This window comes from Streptomyces sp. NPDC004667 (genome assembly GCF_040609475.1).
Lineage (GTDB): Bacteria > Actinomycetota > Actinomycetes > Streptomycetales > Streptomycetaceae > Streptomyces.
In genome coordinates this window covers 29,452-47,903 of record NZ_JBEXKC010000001.1, presented here as the reverse complement: position 1 = coordinate 47,903, position 18,452 = coordinate 29,452, and the positions used below count along the sequence as shown (strand labels likewise).

Annotated in this window: 13 protein-coding genes; 10 read left to right on the top strand and 3 right to left on the bottom strand. The window is 69.4% G+C overall.

The window, feature by feature from the left end:
- Positions 1–106: 106 nt before the first annotated feature.
- From ngcE to ABZW32_RS00180, 3 genes are read left to right on the top strand one after another with little or no spacing between them, the layout of a single operon-like run.
- Entirely contained in the window at positions 107–1,540 is a 1,434-nt protein-coding gene (ngcE, locus tag ABZW32_RS00190; RefSeq protein WP_356209110.1) for an N-acetylglucosamine/diacetylchitobiose ABC transporter substrate-binding protein, read from the top strand.
- Positions 1,541–1,565: 25 nt separating this feature from the next.
- On the top strand, positions 1,566–2,510 hold the full coding sequence (locus ABZW32_RS00185) for a sugar ABC transporter permease (RefSeq protein WP_356209107.1): 945 nt from the start codon (positions 1,566–1,568) through the stop codon (positions 2,508–2,510).
- Positions 2,511–2,522: 12 nt separating this feature from the next.
- A complete protein-coding gene (locus tag ABZW32_RS00180) occupies positions 2,523–3,452 on the top strand; it encodes a carbohydrate ABC transporter permease (RefSeq protein ID WP_356209104.1) in 930 nt (309 codons plus the stop codon).
- Between the two features lie 6 nt (positions 3,453–3,458).
- On the opposite strand, the gene ABZW32_RS00175 is transcribed toward ABZW32_RS00180, so the two are convergent.
- A complete protein-coding gene (locus tag ABZW32_RS00175) occupies positions 3,459–4,184 on the bottom strand; it encodes an MgtC/SapB family protein (RefSeq protein WP_356209102.1) in 726 nt (241 codons plus the stop codon).
- 16 nt (positions 4,185–4,200) lie between these two features.
- The gene (gene mgtA, locus ABZW32_RS00170) at positions 4,201–6,921 is read right to left on the bottom strand and encodes a magnesium-translocating P-type ATPase (RefSeq protein WP_356209100.1); all 2,721 of its coding nucleotides are present in this window, start codon (positions 6,919–6,921) and stop codon (positions 4,201–4,203) included.
- A 555-nt stretch (positions 6,922–7,476) separates the two neighbouring features.
- Between mgtA and ABZW32_RS00165 the strand changes: the two genes are divergently transcribed.
- The 6 genes from ABZW32_RS00165 (at position 7,477) to ABZW32_RS00140 (ending at position 16,022) form a co-directional block, all read left to right on the top strand.
- On the top strand, positions 7,477–8,691 hold the full coding sequence (locus ABZW32_RS00165; RefSeq protein ID WP_356209098.1) for an ROK family transcriptional regulator: 1,215 nt from the start codon (positions 7,477–7,479) through the stop codon (positions 8,689–8,691).
- A 118-nt stretch (positions 8,692–8,809) separates the two neighbouring features.
- A complete protein-coding gene (locus ABZW32_RS00160; protein WP_356209095.1) occupies positions 8,810–9,922 on the top strand; it encodes a substrate-binding domain-containing protein in 1,113 nt (370 codons plus the stop codon).
- Positions 9,923–10,161: 239 nt separating this feature from the next.
- Positions 10,162–10,950 carry an ATP-binding cassette domain-containing protein gene (locus ABZW32_RS00155; RefSeq protein ID WP_356209530.1) on the top strand — a complete coding sequence of 263 codons (789 nt, stop codon included), beginning with the start codon at positions 10,162–10,164 and terminating at the stop codon, positions 10,948–10,950.
- An 86-nt stretch (positions 10,951–11,036) separates the two neighbouring features.
- Positions 11,037–12,257, top strand: a complete 1,221-nt coding sequence (locus ABZW32_RS00150; RefSeq protein WP_356209527.1) for a sugar ABC transporter permease — start codon at positions 11,037–11,039, stop codon at positions 12,255–12,257.
- Positions 12,258–12,511: 254 nt separating this feature from the next.
- On the top strand, positions 12,512–14,428 hold the full coding sequence (gene dxs / locus ABZW32_RS00145; RefSeq protein ID WP_356209093.1) for a 1-deoxy-D-xylulose-5-phosphate synthase: 1,917 nt from the start codon (positions 12,512–12,514) through the stop codon (positions 14,426–14,428).
- Positions 14,429–14,525: 97 nt separating this feature from the next.
- The gene (locus ABZW32_RS00140; protein ID WP_356209091.1) at positions 14,526–16,022 is read left to right on the top strand and encodes an amino acid permease; all 1,497 of its coding nucleotides are present in this window, start codon (positions 14,526–14,528) and stop codon (positions 16,020–16,022) included.
- A gap of 64 nt (positions 16,023–16,086) precedes the next feature.
- Here ABZW32_RS00140 and ABZW32_RS00135 read toward each other — a convergent pair whose 3' ends face one another.
- Positions 16,087–17,181, bottom strand: coding sequence for an LCP family protein (locus ABZW32_RS00135; protein ID WP_356209088.1), 1,095 nt, complete (start codon positions 17,179–17,181; stop codon positions 16,087–16,089).
- 135 nt (positions 17,182–17,316) lie between these two features.
- Between ABZW32_RS00135 and ABZW32_RS00130 the strand changes: the two genes are divergently transcribed.
- A complete protein-coding gene (locus tag ABZW32_RS00130) occupies positions 17,317–18,447 on the top strand; it encodes a hypothetical protein (RefSeq protein WP_356209086.1) in 1,131 nt (376 codons plus the stop codon).
- The last annotated feature ends 5 nt before the right edge of the window (positions 18,448–18,452 follow it).

Sequence of the window (18,452 nt, the reverse complement as noted above, 5' to 3'; positions counted from 1 at the left end):
CGAGCGGCTCCGGACCGGGGGACGGGCGGGGACCTGCGGTGCGTCCGCATGCACGGCAACGGCCGTGTTTTCCGGCCTCCTTCACACTTCTGACGAAGGCGAGGACATGAGCATGGGATCCACTGGTGAGGGCCTCGGCCGTCGCGATCTGATCAAGCGCTCCGCGGCACTCGGACTGATCACGGTACCGACGATGAGCTTCCTGTCCGCCTGCGCCTCCGGCGGTGGGGACGGCTCCACGAAGGGTCCGGACAAGGCTCCGGTGACCAAGGAGAACCCCTTCGGCGTCGCCAAGGGCGGCAAGCTCGACGTCGTCGTCTTCAAGGGCGGTTTCGGCGACGACTACGCGAAGGCCTGGGAGGCCGCCTTCGACAAGAAGTGGGGCACCACCAGCGAACACCTGGGCACCCAGGAGATCACCGGAAAGCTGCAGACGCGCTTCAACGGCGGCAACCCCCCGGACGTCGTCGACAACTCCGGCGCACAGAAGATCAAGCTGGACGTCCTCGCCAAGGCCGGCCAGCTCGCCGACCTGGCCCCGGTGCTCGACGCCCCCTCGCTCGACGACCCCTCCAAGAAGGTCCGGGACACGCTGATCGCGGGCACCGTCGAGCAGGGGATGCAGGGCGGCAAGTTCGTCGCGCTCAACTACGTGTACACCGTGTTCGGCTTCTGGTACTCCGGCAAGCTCTTCAAGGACAAGGGCTGGACGGCGCCCAAGACCTGGGACGAGTTCCTCGACGTCTGCAAGAAGGCCAAGGACGCCGGCCTCGGCGGCCTCGCCCACCAGGGCAAGTACCCGTACTACATCAACGTCGTCATCATGGACCTGATCGCCAAGAAGGGCGGTCTGGAGGCCATGAAGGCCATCGACAACCTGGAGCCGAACGCCTTCGAGGGCAGCGCCGCCGCCCTCGCCGCGGTCGAGGCCGTGTACGAGGTGGTCGAGAAGGAACTGCTGATGCCGGGCACCAACGGCCTCACCCATACGGAGTCGCAGACCGCCTGGAACCAGTACAAGGCGGCCTTCATCCCCTCGGGCTCCTGGCTGGAGAACGAGCAGCTCAAGCAGACGCCCCCCGACTTCGACATGCAGTTCCTGCCGGTGCCGCTGCTGGCCGACAGCAAGCTGCCCTTCGAGGCCATCCGGGCGGGTGCGGGCGAGCCCTTCATCGTTCCGGAGAAGGCCGCCAACAAGGCCGGCGGCCTGGAGTTCGTCCGTTCGATGCTCTCCCGCGAGTGGTCCACGCTCTTCGCCCAGCAGGCCAACTCGCTCACCGTGGTCAAGGACGGCGTGGACCCGAACGTCAAGCTGCGGCCGGGCACCCAGTCGGCGGTGACGGCGCTCAAGGCGGCCGGGGACAACACCTTCAACTTCCTGTACCCCGACTGGTACAGCGCGATGGACACCGAGATCCAGGACGCGTCCAACGAGCTGATGGCCAAGCGCATCCAGCCGAAGGAGTGGATCAAGCGGGCCCAGGCCGCGGTGGACAAAGCCGCCAAGGACCCGAGCGCCAAGAACAACCACCGCAGCTGACACCGCGTCCCAGGGACGGACACCCATGAGCCAAGTAGCCACGAGCGGACGGCGGGTCGGCTTCATCGCCGGTTTCCTCGTCCTGCCCCTCGCGCTGTACCTGACCTTCGTCATCTGGCCGTACATCCAGACGTTCGGCTACTCCTTCACCAACTGGTCCGGCCAGTCGCCGACGTTCGGCTTCGTCGGTCTGGACAACTACACGGCCCTGATGAAGGACGAGGTCTTCCTCGGCGCCCTGTGGCACAACCTGCTGCTCCTGGTGTTCGTCCCGGCGCTGACCATCCTGCTCGCCCTCTTCTTCGCCTTCATGGTGAACGCGGGAGGGCGCAGCGGGGCGGGCGGTGTCCGGGGCGTCCGGGGCTCCGCCTTCTACAAGATCGTCTACTTCTTCCCGCAGGTCCTCTCCCTCGCCATCCTCGCGGTGCTCTTCGGCGCCGTGTACCGCAGCGACGCGGGCGGCCTGCTCAACGGCTTCCTCATCAGGCTCGGGCTGGTCGATCCGGCGCACCCGGTCGAATGGCTCAACGAGCCGAACCTGGTGCTCTGGTGCCTGCTGCTCGTGGTCGTCTGGCACGGCGTCGGCTTCTACCTGGTGCTCTTCTCCGCGGCCATGCAGTCCGTGCCCAAGGACATCTACGAGGCCGCCCTGCTCGACGGCGCCGGCCGGGCCCAGACCTTCGTCAAGGTCACGCTGCCCCTGCTCTGGGACTCCGTACAGACCTCGGCGGTCTACCTGGGCATCGCCGCGATGGACATGTTCGTCCTGGTGTCGACCATGACCTCCGGCGGGTTCGGCGGGGGACCGGACCACCACAGCGAGGTCATGGCGACCGTGCTGATGCGCAACTTCCTCTACTTCGGCAAGAGCGGATACGCCTGCGCCATGGGCGTGGTCATGCTGGTCCTCACCATGATCCTTTCCCTTGTCACGCTGCGCGCCACCCGCCGCGAGCGCATCGAGTTCTGAGCGGGAGACACGATGACCACAGTGATCAAGGCGCCCGGCGAGGCCGCGGCGGAGCGTTCCGGCGGCAACGGCCGCCGCACCGGGGAGGGCGGGAACCGCCGCTCCGACGGCACGGCGCTCAACGTCTTCTCCCACGGCTTCCTGGCCGTCTGGGCGATACTGATCGTCCTGCCGCTGTTCTGGCTGATGCTCGGCTCCTTCAAGACCGACGCCCAGATCGGCGGATCGGCCCTCAGCTGGCCCTCCAACTGGCACTTCGACGCCTTCGCCCGTGCCTGGGACAAGGGCATCGGCGACTACTTCGCCCACACGGTGATCGTGATGGTGTTCTCGGTCCCGTTGACGATGCTGTTCGGCTCGATGGCCGCGTACGTGCTGGCCCGGTACCCCTTCCGGGGGAACCGCCTCATCTACTACTTCTTCGTCAGCGGGGCGATGTTCCCCGTCTTCCTGGCGCTCGTACCGCTGTTCTTCATGGTCAAGCGGCTCGACATGCTCAACAGCTACCAGGGGCTGATCCTGGTGTACGTCGCCTACTCGATGCCGTTCACGGTCTTCTTCATGCACTCCTTCTTCCGCACCCTGCCGACGGCGGTGCACGAGGCGGCGGTGATCGACGGGGCCTCCGACACCCGGATCTTCTTCCAGGTGATGCTGCCGATGGCCAAGCCCGGCCTGATCAGCGTCGGGATATTCAATGTCCTGGGGCAGTGGAACCAGTACATCCTGCCCTCCGTGCTGATGCAGCCCCAGAGCGGTTCGGACCCCGAGCGCTACCTGCTCACCCAGGGTCTGATCCAGCTCCAGCAGCAGATGGGGTACGAGACGGACCTGCCGGTGCTGTTCGCCGGCGTGACCATCGCGATCATCCCGATGGTGGTGGTCTACCTGTCCTTCCAGCGCCAGATCCAGGCCGGATTGACCTCCGCCACGCTCAAGTAGCCCCCGTCAGAGTGCGGGATCGGGTACCACCGACCAGCTGACCGCCGAGACCGAGGGGTCGAGCGAGAGGTTGCTGACCGCTTCCTCCAGCGCCCGGCACCCCTCGCCCTCGGCGGTCAGCAGCGCCGACACCGTCACCCGCCCCGCCACCGGGCCGTCCTGGCTGCGGATCTCCCGCAGCAGGTAGCCGGGCCGGCCGAGCGCGTCGACCAGCCGGTGACGGATGTGGGCCTCCTCCGCCTCCAGGCAGACCGCCTCGAAGTGGTAGTCGACGGCGACCTCGGCCCCGCCGCGCGGCTCCCGGTCGAGCCGCCGGCCCAGCGGGCGCAGCAGGAGGTTCGCCCCCACCACGCCCGCCGTGCCGCAGGCGGCCAGCACGAACAGGCCCACCCCGGCCAGGCAGCCCACGGCCGCCGAGCACCACAGGGTGGCGGCCGTGTTCAGGCCCCGGACGCTCAGCCCGTCCCGCATGATCACTCCGGCGCCCAGGAAGCCGATCCCGGAGACGATCTGGGCGGCGACCCGCGAGCCGTCGTAGTTCACCTCGGAGACCGTGCTGAGGAACCCGTACTGCGAGAGCAGCACGAACAGTGCGGCTCCGCCCGCCACCAGGGCGTTGGTGCGCAGGCCCGCCAACCGGGCCCGCCACTGCCGTTCCAGGCCGATGACCGCCCCGAATCCGAGCGCGGCCGCCAGGTGGCCCGCCATCTCCCACTCCGTGAGCAGGGTCATCGGCCCGTCCCCCTTCCTACAGCCAGGTCTTGAAGGTGCGGATGTACCAGGTCTTCACCAGCTGGGTGAGCGTGCAGTAGGCGAGGAGCACGACGATCAGCCAGGGGAAGTAGCTCGCCGGCAGGGCCACGAAGCCCAGCGAGGGAGCCAGCGGGGAGAAGGGCAGCCAGAGCCCGGTCAGCACCGCGAGGACGGTCATCACCATCACCGGCCAGGAGGCGCGCGACTGGAGGAAGGGGATCTTGCGGGTGCGGATCATGTGGACGACCAGGGTCTGCGAGAGCAGGCCCTCGATGAACCAGCCGGACTGGAAGAGCGACTGGGCGGCCTCGCTGTTGGCGGAGAAGACGTTCCACATGATCACGAACATGGCGATGTCGAAGATCGAGCTGATGGGCCCGATGGTCACCATGAAACGGAAGATGCCCTTGGCGTCCCAGTTCCGGGGCTTGCGCAGGTACTCCTCGTCCATCCGGTCCCACGGGGTGGCCAGCTGGGCGATGTCGTAGACCAGGTTCTGCACCAGCAGCATGATCGCGAGCATCGGCTGGAAGGGGATGAAGGCGCTGGCCACCAGTACCGAGAAGACGTTGCCGAAGTTCGACGAGGCCGTCATCTTGATGTACTTGATGGTGTTGCCGAAGGTGGTCCGGCCCTGGACGACACCCTGCTCCAGGACGGTCAGGTCCTTCTCCAGCAGGATGATGTCCGCCGACTCCTTGGCGATGTCGACGGCGGTGTCGACCGAGATGCCGACGTCGGCGTCGCGCAGCGCCGCCGCGTCGTTGATCCCGTCCCCGAGGAAGCCGACGGTGTGCCCCTCGGCCTGCAGGGCCCGCACGATACGGGCCTTCTGGACGGGGTTGACCTTGGCGAAGACCGTCGTACGGGCGGCCAGCGCGCGCAGCTCCTCCTCGTCGAGGCCGTCCAGCTCGGCGCCCGCGACCACGTGGCCCACCTCGATGCCGACGTCGGCGCAGACCCGGGCCGCCACCAGCTCGTTGTCGCCGGTGACCACCTTGACGGCGATGCCCTTGTCGGCCAGGCCGCGCAGGGCCGCGGCCGCGGAGGCCTTCGGCGGGTCGAGGAAGGCGAGGAAGCCGATCAGGGTCAGGCCGTCCTCGTCGGCGACGGAGTAGGTGTCGCGCGGGGCGGCGACCGTGCGGGTGGCGACGGCCAGGACCCGCAGGCCCCGCCGGTTGTTGTCCTCGGCGATCCGGGTGACGTGCCACCGCAGCTGCTCGGACAGTTCGACCTTGCGGCCGCGGTCCCTCATGTGGGTGCACAGGTCGAGGACCTCCTCGACCGCACCCTTGGTGATCATCACGTGCTCGGGGCGGCCGCCCGCGCCGAGCGCGCTGTTGCGGTTGAGGACCACGGACATCCGGCGCCGGGCGAAGTCGAAGGGGATCTCGTCGACCATCGAGAACCGTGCGTCGACGACAACCTCCTCGGCCTCGTCCACGCGGTTGATGACCGCCCGGTCCATCAGGTTCCTCAGGCCGGTCTGGAAGTGGGCGTTGAGGTAGCCGTACTCCAGGACCTCGTCATCCTCGTTGCCGTGGACGTCCAGGTAGCGGTCCAGGACGATCCGGTCCTCGGTGAGGGTGCCGGTCTTGTCGGTGCACAGGACGTCCATCGCGCCCAGGTTCTGGATCGCGTTGAGCCGCTTGACGACGACCTTGCGCTTGGACATGGCGACCGCGCCGCGCGCCAGGTTGGCGGAGACCACCATCGGCAGCATCTCGGGGGTCAGGCCCACCGCGACGGCGATACCGAAGAGGAAGGCCTCGTTCCAGTCGCCCTTGGTGAAGCCGTTGATCATGAAGACGACGGGGACCATCACCAGCATGAACCGGATCAGCAGGAAGCTGACCCGGCGCACGCCGTTGTCGAAGTTGGTCTGCGGGCGCTCGCCGACCAGCGAGCCCGCCATCGAGCCGAAGTAGGTGTCGGCGCCGGTGGCGACGACCACCCCGGTCGCGGTGCCGGAGGTGACGGAGGTGCCCATCAGGCAGAGGTTGTCGGCCTCGACCGGGTCGGTGGTGGCGTGCTGGCCGAGGTCCTCGGCGCGGGTGTCGGCCTTGGCCACCGGCAGCGACTCGCCGGAGAGCGCCGCCTGGGAGACCATCAGGTCCTTCGAGGTGAGGATCCGCAGGTCGGCCGGGATCAGGTCGCCGGCGGCCAGTTTGACCAGGTCACCCGGGACCACCTGGCCCATGGGTACCTCGAAGGTGGTGGGGCCCGAGCCGGTGCCGGCCCGGCGCTGCACCGCGCAGGTGGTGGTGACGAGCTTCTTCAGCGCCTCGGCGGCCCGGCCCGAGCGGTACTCCTGCCAGAAGCGCAGCAGTCCGCTGAGCCCCACCATCACGGAGAGGATGATGACGCCGGGGTCCGCGGGGTCCTGCCAGAACATGACGGCGGCCAGGAAGACCAGTACGCCGATGAAGGGGTTCCAGAACGCCTTCGCGAGCTGGGCGGACCAGTGCGGGGCGCGCTCGTGGGCGACGGTGTTGGCGCCGTGCCGCTCCAGGCGCAGCGCCGCCTCGGCGTGGGTGAGGCCGTTGTACGAGGTGTCCGCGTCCTGGAGGACCCGGACGACGGGGCGGGAGCTGACGCCGGCGAGCCGCTCGCCGACGAGGCGGGTCGCGGCTTCGAGCTCGGCGGCCTTGCGCTCGCGGCGGGAGCGGCCCGGCGGGGCGAGCTTCGTGGGGGAGCGAGGGGTGAGCATGGTCATGACGAATACCTCCCTCCACGCTGTCCGGGCGGCGCGGAGCCGGTCGGTCACGTGGAGTGGTCGTGGTGCGGCGCACGGGGGCGCGGAAGGCCGCGGGCGCGCCGCAGGGCATGGGTGACGCAGCCCGTCACGAGGTGCAGGGCATGCGGAAGAAGTGAAAGGATGCACGCAGACGGCGGAGTACCGCCGTGCGCGTTCAGGTGGAGGTCAGCTGATCAACGGGTCAGCGGACACGAGCGCTGCAAAGACTTCGATCGGGACTCATCCCGAACACCTCCTTGCGTAGCGCCGTCATCACAGGGCGCCAGGTCCGGCCGGAAAGGCCGCAGAGGACCGGCGCCTCAGCGACCGTAGCACGATCCAGGAGGCCCCTGTTCCTCCTTTTGGCCATCGGTGTCCGATTCGTGCTGCGTGAGCCTCTTGACGTCTGGATACCCAAAGGCTCGACTTAAGGTTCACAAGTTGGAGAGACGCCGGGGTCTCGGAGCGCGCAGCCGCGACGACCGGCCGGGGGGCGACGGCTGGCCGTCGCTTAAGGGCAGGAGTGGATGAGTCGTGCAGACTCCCGGATCGCAGTCCTCGCTGCATCGCGCGAACCTCGAACGCGTCGTGCGGGCCGTGCGCCTCGCGGGTTCGCTGACCCAGGCGGAGATCGCCCGCACCACCGGACTGTCGGCGGCCACGGTCTCCAACATCGTCCGTGAGCTCAAAGAGGCCGGGACCGTCGAGGTCACGGACACCTCGGCCGGTGGCCGCCGGGCCCGCAGCGTCTCGCTCAGCGGGGACGCGGGCATCGTGATCGGCGTGGACTTCGGCCACACCCACCTGCGGGTGGCCGTCGGCAACCTCGCGCACCAGGTCCTGGCCGAGGAGACCGAGCCGCTGGACGTGGACGCCTCCTGGGTGGACGGGTTCGACCGGGCGGAGGCGCTGGTCGGCCGGCTGATCGAGGGCGTGGGCGTGGGCCGGGACAAGGTCATCGGCGTCGGGCTCGGCGTCCCCGGTCCCATCGACGTGGAGTCCGGCACCCTGGGGTCGACCGCGATCCTGCCGGGCTGGGCCGGGATCAACCCGCGCCGGGAACTCTCGCAGCGCCTCGGCGTGCCCGTCTACGTGGACAACGACGCGAACCTCGGGGCGCTCGGCGAACTCGTGTGGGGGAGCGGCCGGGGGGTCAAGGACCTGGCGTACATCAAGGTGGCCAGCGGGGTGGGCGCGGGCCTGGTGATCAACGGGCAGATCTACCGGGGGCCGGGCGGCACCGCCGGGGAGATCGGGCACATCACCCTGGACGAGTCCGGTCCGGTCTGCCGCTGCGGCAACCGCGGCTGCCTGGAGACCTTCGCCGCCGCCCGCTACGTGCTGCCCCTGCTCCAGGGCAGCCACGGCCCGGAGTTGACGATGGAGCGGGTGGTCGAGCTGGCCCGCGAGGGGGACCCGGGCTGCCGCCGGGTCATCAGCGACGTCGGCCGGCACGTGGGCAGCGGGGTGGCCAGCCTCTGCAACCTCCTGAACCCGAGCAGGGTGGTGCTGGGGGGCTCGCTGGCCGAGGCGGGCGAGCTCGTGCTGGCCCCGATCCGCGAGTCCGTGGGCAGGTACGCGATCCCCAGCGCGGCCCGGCAGTTGTCGGTGCTGACGGGCTCGCTGGGCGGCCGTGCGGAAGTGCTGGGCGCACTGGCCCTCGTACTCAGCGAGATGGGCGATTCGACGCTTTTGGCAGAAAACGGGGTCGGAATGCGCGCCCCCGCGGTCATGTCTTCAGTTAGATAACGGATGGCACCGTTGTCATCTCGTTAAGGATTCACTCCTTGACGGCAAACTCGCGGCCGGGGTTGACTCACACCCACCTCGGCCGCGGTGTTGCGGCCTCGTCAGGGAGGTTCAACCAATGAACACGCGTACGCGCAGAGCCGCCGTAGCCGTAGTCGCCGGCGCCATGGCCGTCTCGTTGGCCGCCTGTGGCAGTGCCAAGGAAGCGGGCGGGGAGAAGAAGCCCACGGGTGCCGCCGCCGGTGACGCGATCAAGGTCGGTCTGCTCCTGCCGGAGAACCAGACCGCGCGCTACGAGAAGTTCGACAAGCCGCTGATCGAGAAGAAGGTCGCGGACCTGACCGGCGGCAAGGCCGAGGTCGTCTACGCCAACGCCAAGCAGGACGCGACCACGCAGAACTCCCAGGTCGACACGATGATCACCAACAAGGTGAACGTCCTGATCGTCGACGCGGTCGACGCCAAGGCCATAGCCGGAGCGGTCAAGAAGGCCAAGGACGCCGGCATCCCGGTCGTCGCCTACGACCGCCTGGCCGAGGGCCCGATCGACGCCTACACCTCCTTCGACAACGAAGAGGTCGGCAAGGTCCAGGGCAAGGCGCTCCTGGAGGCCCTGGGCGACAAGGCCAAGGACGGCCAGATCGTCATGATGAACGGCTCCGTCACCGACCCGAACGCCGCGCTGTTCAAGAAGGGCGCGCACTCCGTCCTCGACGGCAAGGTGACCATCGGCAAGGAGTACGACACCAAGGAGTGGAAGCCGGAGAACGCCAACACCAACATGGCGGGAGCGCTCTCGGCTCTCGGCAAGGACAAGGTGATCGGCGTCTACTCCGCCAACGACGGCATGGCCGGCGGCATCATCACCGCCCTCAAGGCCGCCGGGCTCTCCCCGCTGCCCCCGGTCACCGGCCAGGACGCCGAACTCGCCGGTGTGCAGCGCATCGTGGCGGGCGAGCAGTTCATGAGCGTCTACAAGCCGTACGCCCCGGAGGCCTCGGCCGCCGCCGAGATGGCCGTCGCCCTCGCCAAGGGCGAGAAGATCGACGGGATCATCAACAACAACATCGACAGCCCGACCACCAAGGCCGTGCCGTCCGTGCTGATCCCGGTCGTCTCGCTCACCAAGACCAACATCAAGGACACCGTCGTCAAGGACGGCGTCTACACGGTCGAAGAGATCTGCACCGACAAGTACGCGGCCGCCTGCGCCACCCTCGGCCTGAAGTAGGACCGTCCGCCGGGCCCCCCGAGGGGCCCCGAGGTGGCCCTCCGGGGCCCCGCGAGCGGACGCCCCCGTGAAGAAACGTCTCCTCCCGCGAGACGCCCCGCGCCTGCCCGGCGCCCCGCGCCTTCATCCCGCCACCCGCGGGGCGCCGGGCAGAAACGATTCACCTTCTTGCCGTGTCCCCCATCCGCCCCGCTCCTGCTCTTTTGCACGACATCCCCGCCGGTCAGGCGGCGAAGGAGATGGTTCATGTGTCCGCTGCGCCCGTGCTGGCGTTGCGAGGGGTTTCGAAGCGGTTCGGTGCCGTACAGGCCCTGACCGACGTAGAACTCGAAATCCACTCCGGTGAGGTGGTCGCCCTGGTCGGCGACAACGGCGCCGGCAAGTCCACGCTGGTCAAGACGATCGCCGGCGTGCACCCCATCGATGACGGCGTCATCGAGTGGGAGGGCCGCCCGGTCTCCATCGGCAAGCCCCACGACGCCCAGAACCTGGGCATCGCGACGGTCTACCAGGACCTCGCGCTGTGCGACAACATCGACGTCGTCGGCAACCTCTTCCTCGGCCGTGAGCTCAAGCGCTTCGGCATCCTCGACGAGGTGGAGATGGAGCGCCGCGCCCGCGAGCTCCTGACCACCCTGTCCATCCGGATCCCCAGTGTCCGGATCCCCATCGCCTCGCTCTCGGGCGGCCAGCGCCAGACCGTGGCGATCGCCCGTTCGATGCTCGGCGAGCCCAAGCTCGTCATCCTCGACGAGCCCACCGCCGCCCTCGGCGTCGAGCAGACCGCACAGGTCCTCGACCTGGTGGAGCGGCTGCGCGAGCGCGGCCACGCCGTCATCCTCATCAGCCACAACATGGCCGATGTGAAGGCCGTCGCCGACAAGGTGGCGGTGCTGCGACTGGGCCGCAACAACGGTGTCTTCAACGTCGCCGACACCTCGCAGGAAGAGATCATCTCCGCCATCACCGGGGCCACGGACAACGCCGTGACCCGCCGGGCGGCCCGTACCGGGGAGGCCCGCAAGTGAGCACCCACCAGCCTGCCGCCGATCCCCTCGACAAGGGGACGCAGCAGCACGTCGACCCGGTCAACCCGGCAGCGGCGGCGGACGCCATTCCCGCCGTGGACCCCCGCCTGCTCGTGCGCGAGCAGGGCCTGAGCGGCTACCTCAACGAGTTCGGGCGCAAGCTGAAGGCCGGCGACCTGGGCTCCCTCCCGGTCGTCCTCGGCCTGATCGTCATCTGGAGCATCTTCCAGAGCCTGAACTCGAACTTCCTCTCCCCGGAGAACCTCACCAACATCGCGATCACGATGGTCGCCACCGGCATGATGGCCGTCGGCATCATCTTCGTGCTGCTGCTCGGCGAGATCGACCTCTCCGTCGGCTCCGTCAGCGGTGTCTCGGGCGCGATCGTCGCCGTCCTCGCCGTCACCCACGGCGTGAACGAATGGCTCGCGATCCTCGCCGCCGTCGCCGGCGGCGCCCTCATCGGCGCCGTCCACGGCTTCTTCTTCGCCAAGATCGGCGCCCCGGCCTTCGCGGTCACCCTGTCCGGCCTGCTGTTCTGGTCGGGCGCCATGCTGCAGATCCTCGGCAGCAACGGCACCATCAACCTCGACCCCGACGGCGTCGTCGGCCAGCTGACCACGTACTACTTCTCGGACGTGGCGGCCGGCTACGGCCTGGCGGCGCTCGCCGTGGCGGGGTACTTCCTGGCCGCCTTCTTCGACAACCGCCGACGGGAGGCCGCCGGGGTCCCCTCGCGGCCGCTGACCGAGATCCTGCTGCGCACCGGCGTGCTCGCGCTCTTCACCTTCGGGCCCGCCGTCGTGTTCAACCAGTACAAGGGCCTGCCGCTCGCGGTGGTGCTCTTCGTGGTGGCGCTGGTCGGCACGGACTTCCTGCTGCGCCGCACCACCTTCGGTCGCAACGTCTTCGCCCTCGGCGGCAGCGTCGAGGCCTCCCGCCGCGCGGGCATCAACGTGGCCGGAATCCGCATCGCGGTGTTCTCCATCGCCGGCACCTTCGCCGCCGTCGGCGGGCTCTTCTGGGCCTCCAAGATCGCGGCGGCCAACCAGAGCGCCGGTGCCGGTGACCTGCTGATGAACGTCATCGCGGCGGCCGTCATCGGCGGCACCAGCCTCTTCGGCGGCCGGGGCCGGACCTGGAACGCCCTCCTCGGCGTCATGGTCATCACCTCCATCCAGTACGGTCTGGCCCTGGAGGGGATCGCGACGCCCATCCAGTACATGATCACCGGCGCCGTACTGCTGGCGACGGTCGTCATCGACTCGGTGACGCGCAAGACCCAGAAGACCGCAGGACGCGCCTGACCGCGGGCCCCCCGGGGCCACGCGGGACGGTAAGACCCGTCACAGTGCCCGGTGCCACTTCGTGTGGTACCGGGCACCTGTGCGTAGATCGATACGCACGACTGTGCGGATATACGCCCGTTTGGGAGGTGTGATTCCCAGATGAGGTGTACAGGTATGACAAAGGCGTGACCCTTGCGGTACCGCCCGATGACCGCCCTCGCGGGCGGAACATTAGACTCGACAGCCCGGCAAGCAACTGCAAGGAGGCACGGGTGCTGCTGACCCGCATCAAGGGACCGCGCGATCTGGACCGGCTCGGCCAGGAGGAGCTCAACCAGCTCGCGGCCGAGATCAGGTCCTTCCTCGTCGACGCCGTCTCCAAGACCGGCGGGCACCTCGGCCCCAACCTCGGCGTGGTCGAACTGACGATCGCCCTGCACCGGGTCTTCGAATCGCCCAAGGACAAGGTCCTCTTCGACACCGGCCACCAGGCCTACGTCCACAAGCTGCTCACGGGCCGCCAGGACTTCTCCGACCTGCGCAGCAAGGGCGGCCTGTCCGGCTACCCCTCCCGCGCCGAGTCCGAGCACGACGTGATCGAGAACTCGCACGCCTCCACGGTGCTGGGCTGGGCCGACGGCTTCGCCAAGGCCAACGAGGTGCTCGGCCGCGAGGACCACCACGTCGCCGCCGTCATCGGCGACGGCGCGCTGACGGGCGGCATGGCCTGGGAGGCGCTGAACAACATCGCCGCCGCCAAGGACCGCCCGCTGGTCATCGTCGTCAACGACAACGAGCGTTCGTACGGCCCCACCATCGGCGGCCTCGCGAACCACCTCGCGACCCTGCGCACCACGGACGGCTACGAGCGCTTCCTGGCCCGCGGCAAGGACCTCCTGGAGCGCACCCCGGTCGTCGGGAAGCCGCTGTACGAGACCCTGCACGGCGCCAAGAAGGGCCTCAAGGACTTCATCGCCCCGCAGGGCATGTTCGAGGACCTCGGCCTGAAGTACATCGGCCCCATCGACGGCCACGACATCGAGGCCCTGGAGTCCGCCCTGACGCGCGCCAAGCGCTTCAGCGGCCCGGTCATCGTGCACTGCCTCACCCAGAAGGGCCGGGGCTACACCCCGGCCCTGGAGCACGAGGCGGATCGTTTCCACGCGGTCGGCGTGATCCACCCGGACACCGGCCTGCCCGTGAAGACGGCCGCGGCCAGCTGGACCTCCGTCTTCGCCGACGAGATGGTCAAGCTCGGCCACGAGCGCGAGGACATCGTCGGCATCACCGCCGCCATGCTCCACCCGGTCGGACTCCACAAGTTCGCCGAGGCCTTCCCGAACCGCATCTACGACGTGGGCATCGCCGAACAGCACGGCGCCACGTCCGCGGCCGGCCTGGCCAGCGGCGGCGTCCACCCGGTCTTCGCCGTCTACGCGACCTTCCTCAACCGCGCCTTCGACCAGGTCCTGATGGACGTCGCCCTGCACAAGTGCGGGGTCACCTTCGTCCTGGACCGGGCCGGCGTCACCGGTGACGACGGCGCCTCCCACAACGGCATGTGGGACATGTCCATCCTCCAGGTCGTCCCGGGCCTGCGGCTGGCCGCCCCGCGCGACGCCGAGCAGCTGCGCGCGCAGCTGCGCGAGGCCGTCGAGGTCAAGGACGCCCCCACCGTCGTGCGCTACTCCAAGGGCGTCGTCGGACCGGCCGTCCCGGCCGTCGGCCGGATCGGCGGCATGGACGTGCTGCGCGCCCCCGGCGCCGAGGTCACCCGGCCGGACGTACTCCTCGTCTCGGTCGGCGCCCTCGCCCCGATGTGCCTGGAGATCGCCGACCTGCTCGACAAGCAGGGCATCTCGACGACCGTGGTCGACCCCCGCTGGGTGAAGCCGGTGGACGAGGCCATGGCCCCGCTCGCCGAGCGCCACCGGGTGGTCGTCACCGTCGAGGACAACGGCCGTACCGGCGGCGTCGGCGCCGCCGTCGCGCAGGCCCTGCGCGACGCGGGCGTGGACGTGCCGCTGCGCGACTTCGGCATCCCGCAGCGCTTCCTCGACCACGCGCTGCGCAAGGAGATCATGGCCGAGATCGGCCTGACCGCTCCGGACATCGCCCGCCAGGTCACCGGACTGGTGGCGAAGCTGGACGGGCGCTTCGACAGCGAGCCCGCCGCCACCGTCGACTAGATCGCCGCGCGGTTGCACGTCACGGGCCGGGAGATCACCCTTGAAGGGGTGGGCCTCCCGGCCCGTTCGTGCGTCGTCACCTTTCGGAGGTGCGTCGGTGAGCAAGGATCTGAACAGCGTCTTCCGCACCAAGACGGTGGAGCAGTCCATCCGCGACACGGAGGAGCCGGAACACGCGCTCCGCAAGTCGCTCTCCGCCTGGGACCTGACGGTCTTCGGTGTGGGCGTCATCATCGGCACCGGCATCTTCGTGCTCACGGGCATCGCAGCACGCAACAATGCCGGACCCGCCACTGCCCTCGCCTTCGTCGCGGCGGGCATCGTCTGCGCTCTCGCAGCGCTCTGCTACGCCGAGTTCGCCTCCACCGTGCCGGTGGCCGGTTCGGCGTACACCTTCTCCTACGCCTCGATCGGTGAGCTGCCCGCCTGGATCATCGGCTGGGACCTGGTGCTGGAGTTCGCACTCGGCACCGCCGTCGTGGCGGTCGGCTGGTCCGGGTACGTGCGCCACCTCATGCACACCAACCTCGGCTGGGACCTGCCCAGGGCACTGGAGGGGCCGGACGCGGGCGGAAGCTTCGACCTGCTGGCCTTCCTGCTGGTCCTGGTGCTGACCGTGATCCTGGTCGTCGGGACGAAGCTCTCGGCGCGGATCACCGCGGTCGTGGTCGCCATCAAGGTCTTCGTGGTCCTGCTGGTCATCGTCGCGGGCCTGTTCTTCATCAAGGCCGACAACTACTCGCCGTTCATCCCTCCGGCCCAGCCGCAGGAGGCGGGCAGCGGTCTGCACACGCCACTGGTCCAGCTGCTCTTCGGCTACGCGCCGACCAATTTCGGCGTCATGGGCATCTTCACCGCGGCCTCCCTCATCTTCTTCGCCTTCATCGGCTTCGACGTCGTGGCCACCGCCGCCGAGGAGACCAAGAACCCCCAGCGGGACATGCCCCGCGGCATCCTCGGCTCGCTGCTGGTCTGCACCGTGCTCTACGTCGCGGTGACGCTGGTGGTCACCGGTATGCAGAAGTACTCGGAGATGTCGGCGACGGCGCCACTGGCCGAAGCCTTCAAGTCGGTGAACCAGCCCTTCTTCTCCGGTGCCATCAGTCTCGGTGCGGCGGTCGGCCTGATCACCGTGTGCATGATCCTGCTGCTCGGGCAGACCCGCGTGTTCTTCGCGATGAGCCGTGACGGACTGCTGCCGCGCGTCTTCTCCGTCACCCACCCCAAGTACCGGACCCCGTACCGGGCGACCATCCTGCTCGGCGGGATCATCGCCATCGTCGCGGGCTTCACCAGCCTGGAGAAGCTCGCGGAACTGGTGAACATCGGCACCCTGTTCGCCTTCGTGCTCGTCGCCCTCGGCGTGATCATCCTGCGCAAGACCCGCCCCGACCTGCACCGGGCCTTCCGCACCCCCTGGGTGCCGTTGATCCCGATCCTGTCGATCGCGGCCTCGCTCTGGCTGATGCTCAACCTGCCGGCCGAGACCTGGATCCGCTTCGTCGTCTGGATGGCGATCGGCGTCGTCGTCTACTTCCTCTACGGACGCTCGCACAGCCGCCTCGGCAAGGTCGGCGCCGACGCGGAGTTCTAGCGGTGCGACGACGGGAGCCGGCCGTACGGGACACCCGTACGGCCGGCTCCGCGTACGCGGCCCGTCAGCCCTTGGCCGGGGACTTCTTCGCCTCCGCCGGGATCTTCTGGTCGGTGCGCAGGGCCTCCCACAACAGGCCCGCCTGCGGCTCCGCCACGATCACGCGGTTGCGGTCCACCTTGTCGTAGTCCACCGGCAGCATGATGGTCTCCATGGTGGACGGGTCCACGCCCTTCATGCTCCGCGCGAAGTCGGACAGCGCGGTGAGCGAGGCCAGATCGGAGTCGGTGGTCAGCGACTTGGTGCCGGCGTCGGCCAGCTTGTAGAGCCGGGCCGGGTTGCCGAGCGCGTCCTGCTTCTTGATCTCGGACAGCATCGCGAGCATGAACTGCTGCTGGAGTCCTATGCGCCCGAGGTCGCTGCCGTCCCCGTAGCCGTAGCGGGTACGGACGAACTTGAGCGAGTCGGTGCCGTTCAGCCGGTGCGTGCCCGCGTCGAGCTTGAGCCCGCCCTTGGCCCCGCTCATCGGCTTGTCCAGGGTGACGGTGACCCCGCCGAGCGCGTCCACCAGGCCCTTGAACCCGGCGAAGTCCACCTCGACGAAGTGGTCCACGCGGATCCCGGACAGCTGCTCCACCGTCTTGACCACGCAGGCCGGACCGGCCACCGAGTAGACGGAGTTGAACATCACCCGGTTCGCCGCAGGAACGTTTCTGCCGTCCTTGTCCTTGCATTCGGGCCGGGAGATGAGGGTGTCGCGCGGGATGCTCACCGCGGTGGCCCTCGCGCGGCCCTCGGGTATGTGCACCACCATCGCGGTGTCCGAACGGGCTCCGCTGACGTCGCCGTGGTCGAGCTCCCCGTTGGCCCCGGCACGCGAATCGGAGCCCAGGACCAGGATGTTCTGCGCGTTCTCGACGACCTTGGCCGGCCGGTTGTCGGTGCCGATCGCCTTGTCCAGGTCGACGCTCGCGATGTTCCCGTTGAGGTGGCTGTAGAGCCACCATCCCGATCCGGCCCCGCCGAGGACCAGGACGGCCGCCGTCCAGGCCAGCCCGCGCCGGATCCGGCTGCCGCGCGAACGGGCCGGGCGCGGGGCGGGTCCGCCGGACGCGTCGCCCTCGGTCGGGGTCGTCGTGGCGGTGGTGTCTGAGGTCATGCCCGGGACCGGCCTTCCGAACGGGATGCGGGGGGAATCTCGCGGGCAACAACATAAACGCAGGATCACGCCAGAGGACCCCCGGGGTATCCTGATTCCGTTCGAATGGTGAAGGGGAAGGGTTGCTGGCGGTCCATGGCGACGCGATCCAGGCGCAATTCGCCCACATCCACCCGCCGCCCCGCCGGACCACCCGCACCGGCCCCCGCGCGTGACTGGAACACCGTCGCACTGGGCCCCCTGCGCGGCCGCTGGCTCCTCGCCGGCAAGGACGGACGGCTCACCGCCTACGCGCGCACCGAGGACGGACTGCTGCGCTGGACCGAGCGCGCCCCCGGCGGCCCCGGCTGGAGCGGCCCCGAACCCTTCCCCGCAGAGGAGCTGACCGACCTCGCCGTGGGCCAGGGCCCCGACGGCTACGCCCACTTCGTGGGCCGGCGCAGGCGGCGGACCGGGGAGGTGGACACCGTCACCTACCACCACGCGGTGCAGTACCAGAGCGGCCGTCCGATGGGCCCCTGGGAATCGCTGGGCACCCTCTACCGCAAGCCCGACATGTCCCACCGCGGCGGCCCGCCGGCCCTCGCCGTGGACGCCCAGGGCGCACCGCACGTGTTCGTGCGCAACGCCGGGCGCGGGGTCCACGTACGGCGCCAGGACAAGAAGGGCGGCTGGGGAGCGTGGGACGACCTGCGCGGCAGCAAGACCTTCGAGGGGGCCTGCGCCGCCTCGACCGCCGAGGGCCGCGTCCGGTTCGCCGCCCCGGGTGAGAAGGGCATCTCGCTGTGGGCCCAGAGCGCGCCCGGCGGTCCGCTGGTGAAGGGGGAGGACGTTCCCTGCCTGGCCCAGGACGGCTCGCTCTGCGTGCTGGAGACCTCCCCGGGCCGGGTCACCCACTTCTGGCACGCGGCCGACGGCAGCGGGGTGTTCGGCTACCGCGAGGGCGCCGGGGTGCTGGCCCTCGGCGGCGGACCGGGCTACGGGAGCGTCGCCGCCGCCCGCGCGGTGGTCGACGGCTACGACTGCACGGTGCTGGCCCACCGCACCGCCGGCGGCCGCACCGCCCTCGCCGCGTACCCCACGGAGCACGAGGCCGCCGGACTGTGGTGGACCGAGATCGGCGAGGAGTGCCTGGAGTCCCCGGCCCTCGCCGTCGACGCGTACGGCCTGGTCGTCATCGCCTCGATCAGCGCCTGCGGCGAGCTGCTGGTCAACCGTCAGAAGGACGGCTCGTCGCTCTCCCTGGGCCGCTGGCAGCGGTTCTGACGCCG

Coding starts and splice junctions, on each gene's coding strand:
- ngcE (WP_356209110.1), top strand. CDS start 107: ATGAGCATGGGATCCACTGGTGAGGGCCTCGGCCGTCGCGATCTGATC.
- ABZW32_RS00180 (WP_356209104.1), top strand. CDS start 2,523: ATGACCACAGTGATCAAGGCGCCCGGCGAGGCCGCGGCGGAGCGTTCC.
- ABZW32_RS00160 (WP_356209095.1), top strand. CDS start 8,810: ATGAACACGCGTACGCGCAGAGCCGCCGTAGCCGTAGTCGCCGGCGCC.
- ABZW32_RS00130 (WP_356209086.1), top strand. CDS start 17,317: ATGGCGACGCGATCCAGGCGCAATTCGCCCACATCCACCCGCCGCCCC.
- ABZW32_RS00135 (WP_356209088.1), bottom strand. CDS start 17,181: ATGACCTCAGACACCACCGCCACGACGACCCCGACCGAGGGCGACGCG.
- mgtA (WP_356209100.1), bottom strand. CDS start 6,921: ATGACCATGCTCACCCCTCGCTCCCCCACGAAGCTCGCCCCGCCGGGC.
- ABZW32_RS00185 (WP_356209107.1), top strand. CDS start 1,566: ATGAGCCAAGTAGCCACGAGCGGACGGCGGGTCGGCTTCATCGCCGGT.
- ABZW32_RS00175 (WP_356209102.1), bottom strand. CDS start 4,184: ATGACCCTGCTCACGGAGTGGGAGATGGCGGGCCACCTGGCGGCCGCG.
- ABZW32_RS00155 (WP_356209530.1), top strand. CDS start 10,162: ATGGTTCATGTGTCCGCTGCGCCCGTGCTGGCGTTGCGAGGGGTTTCG.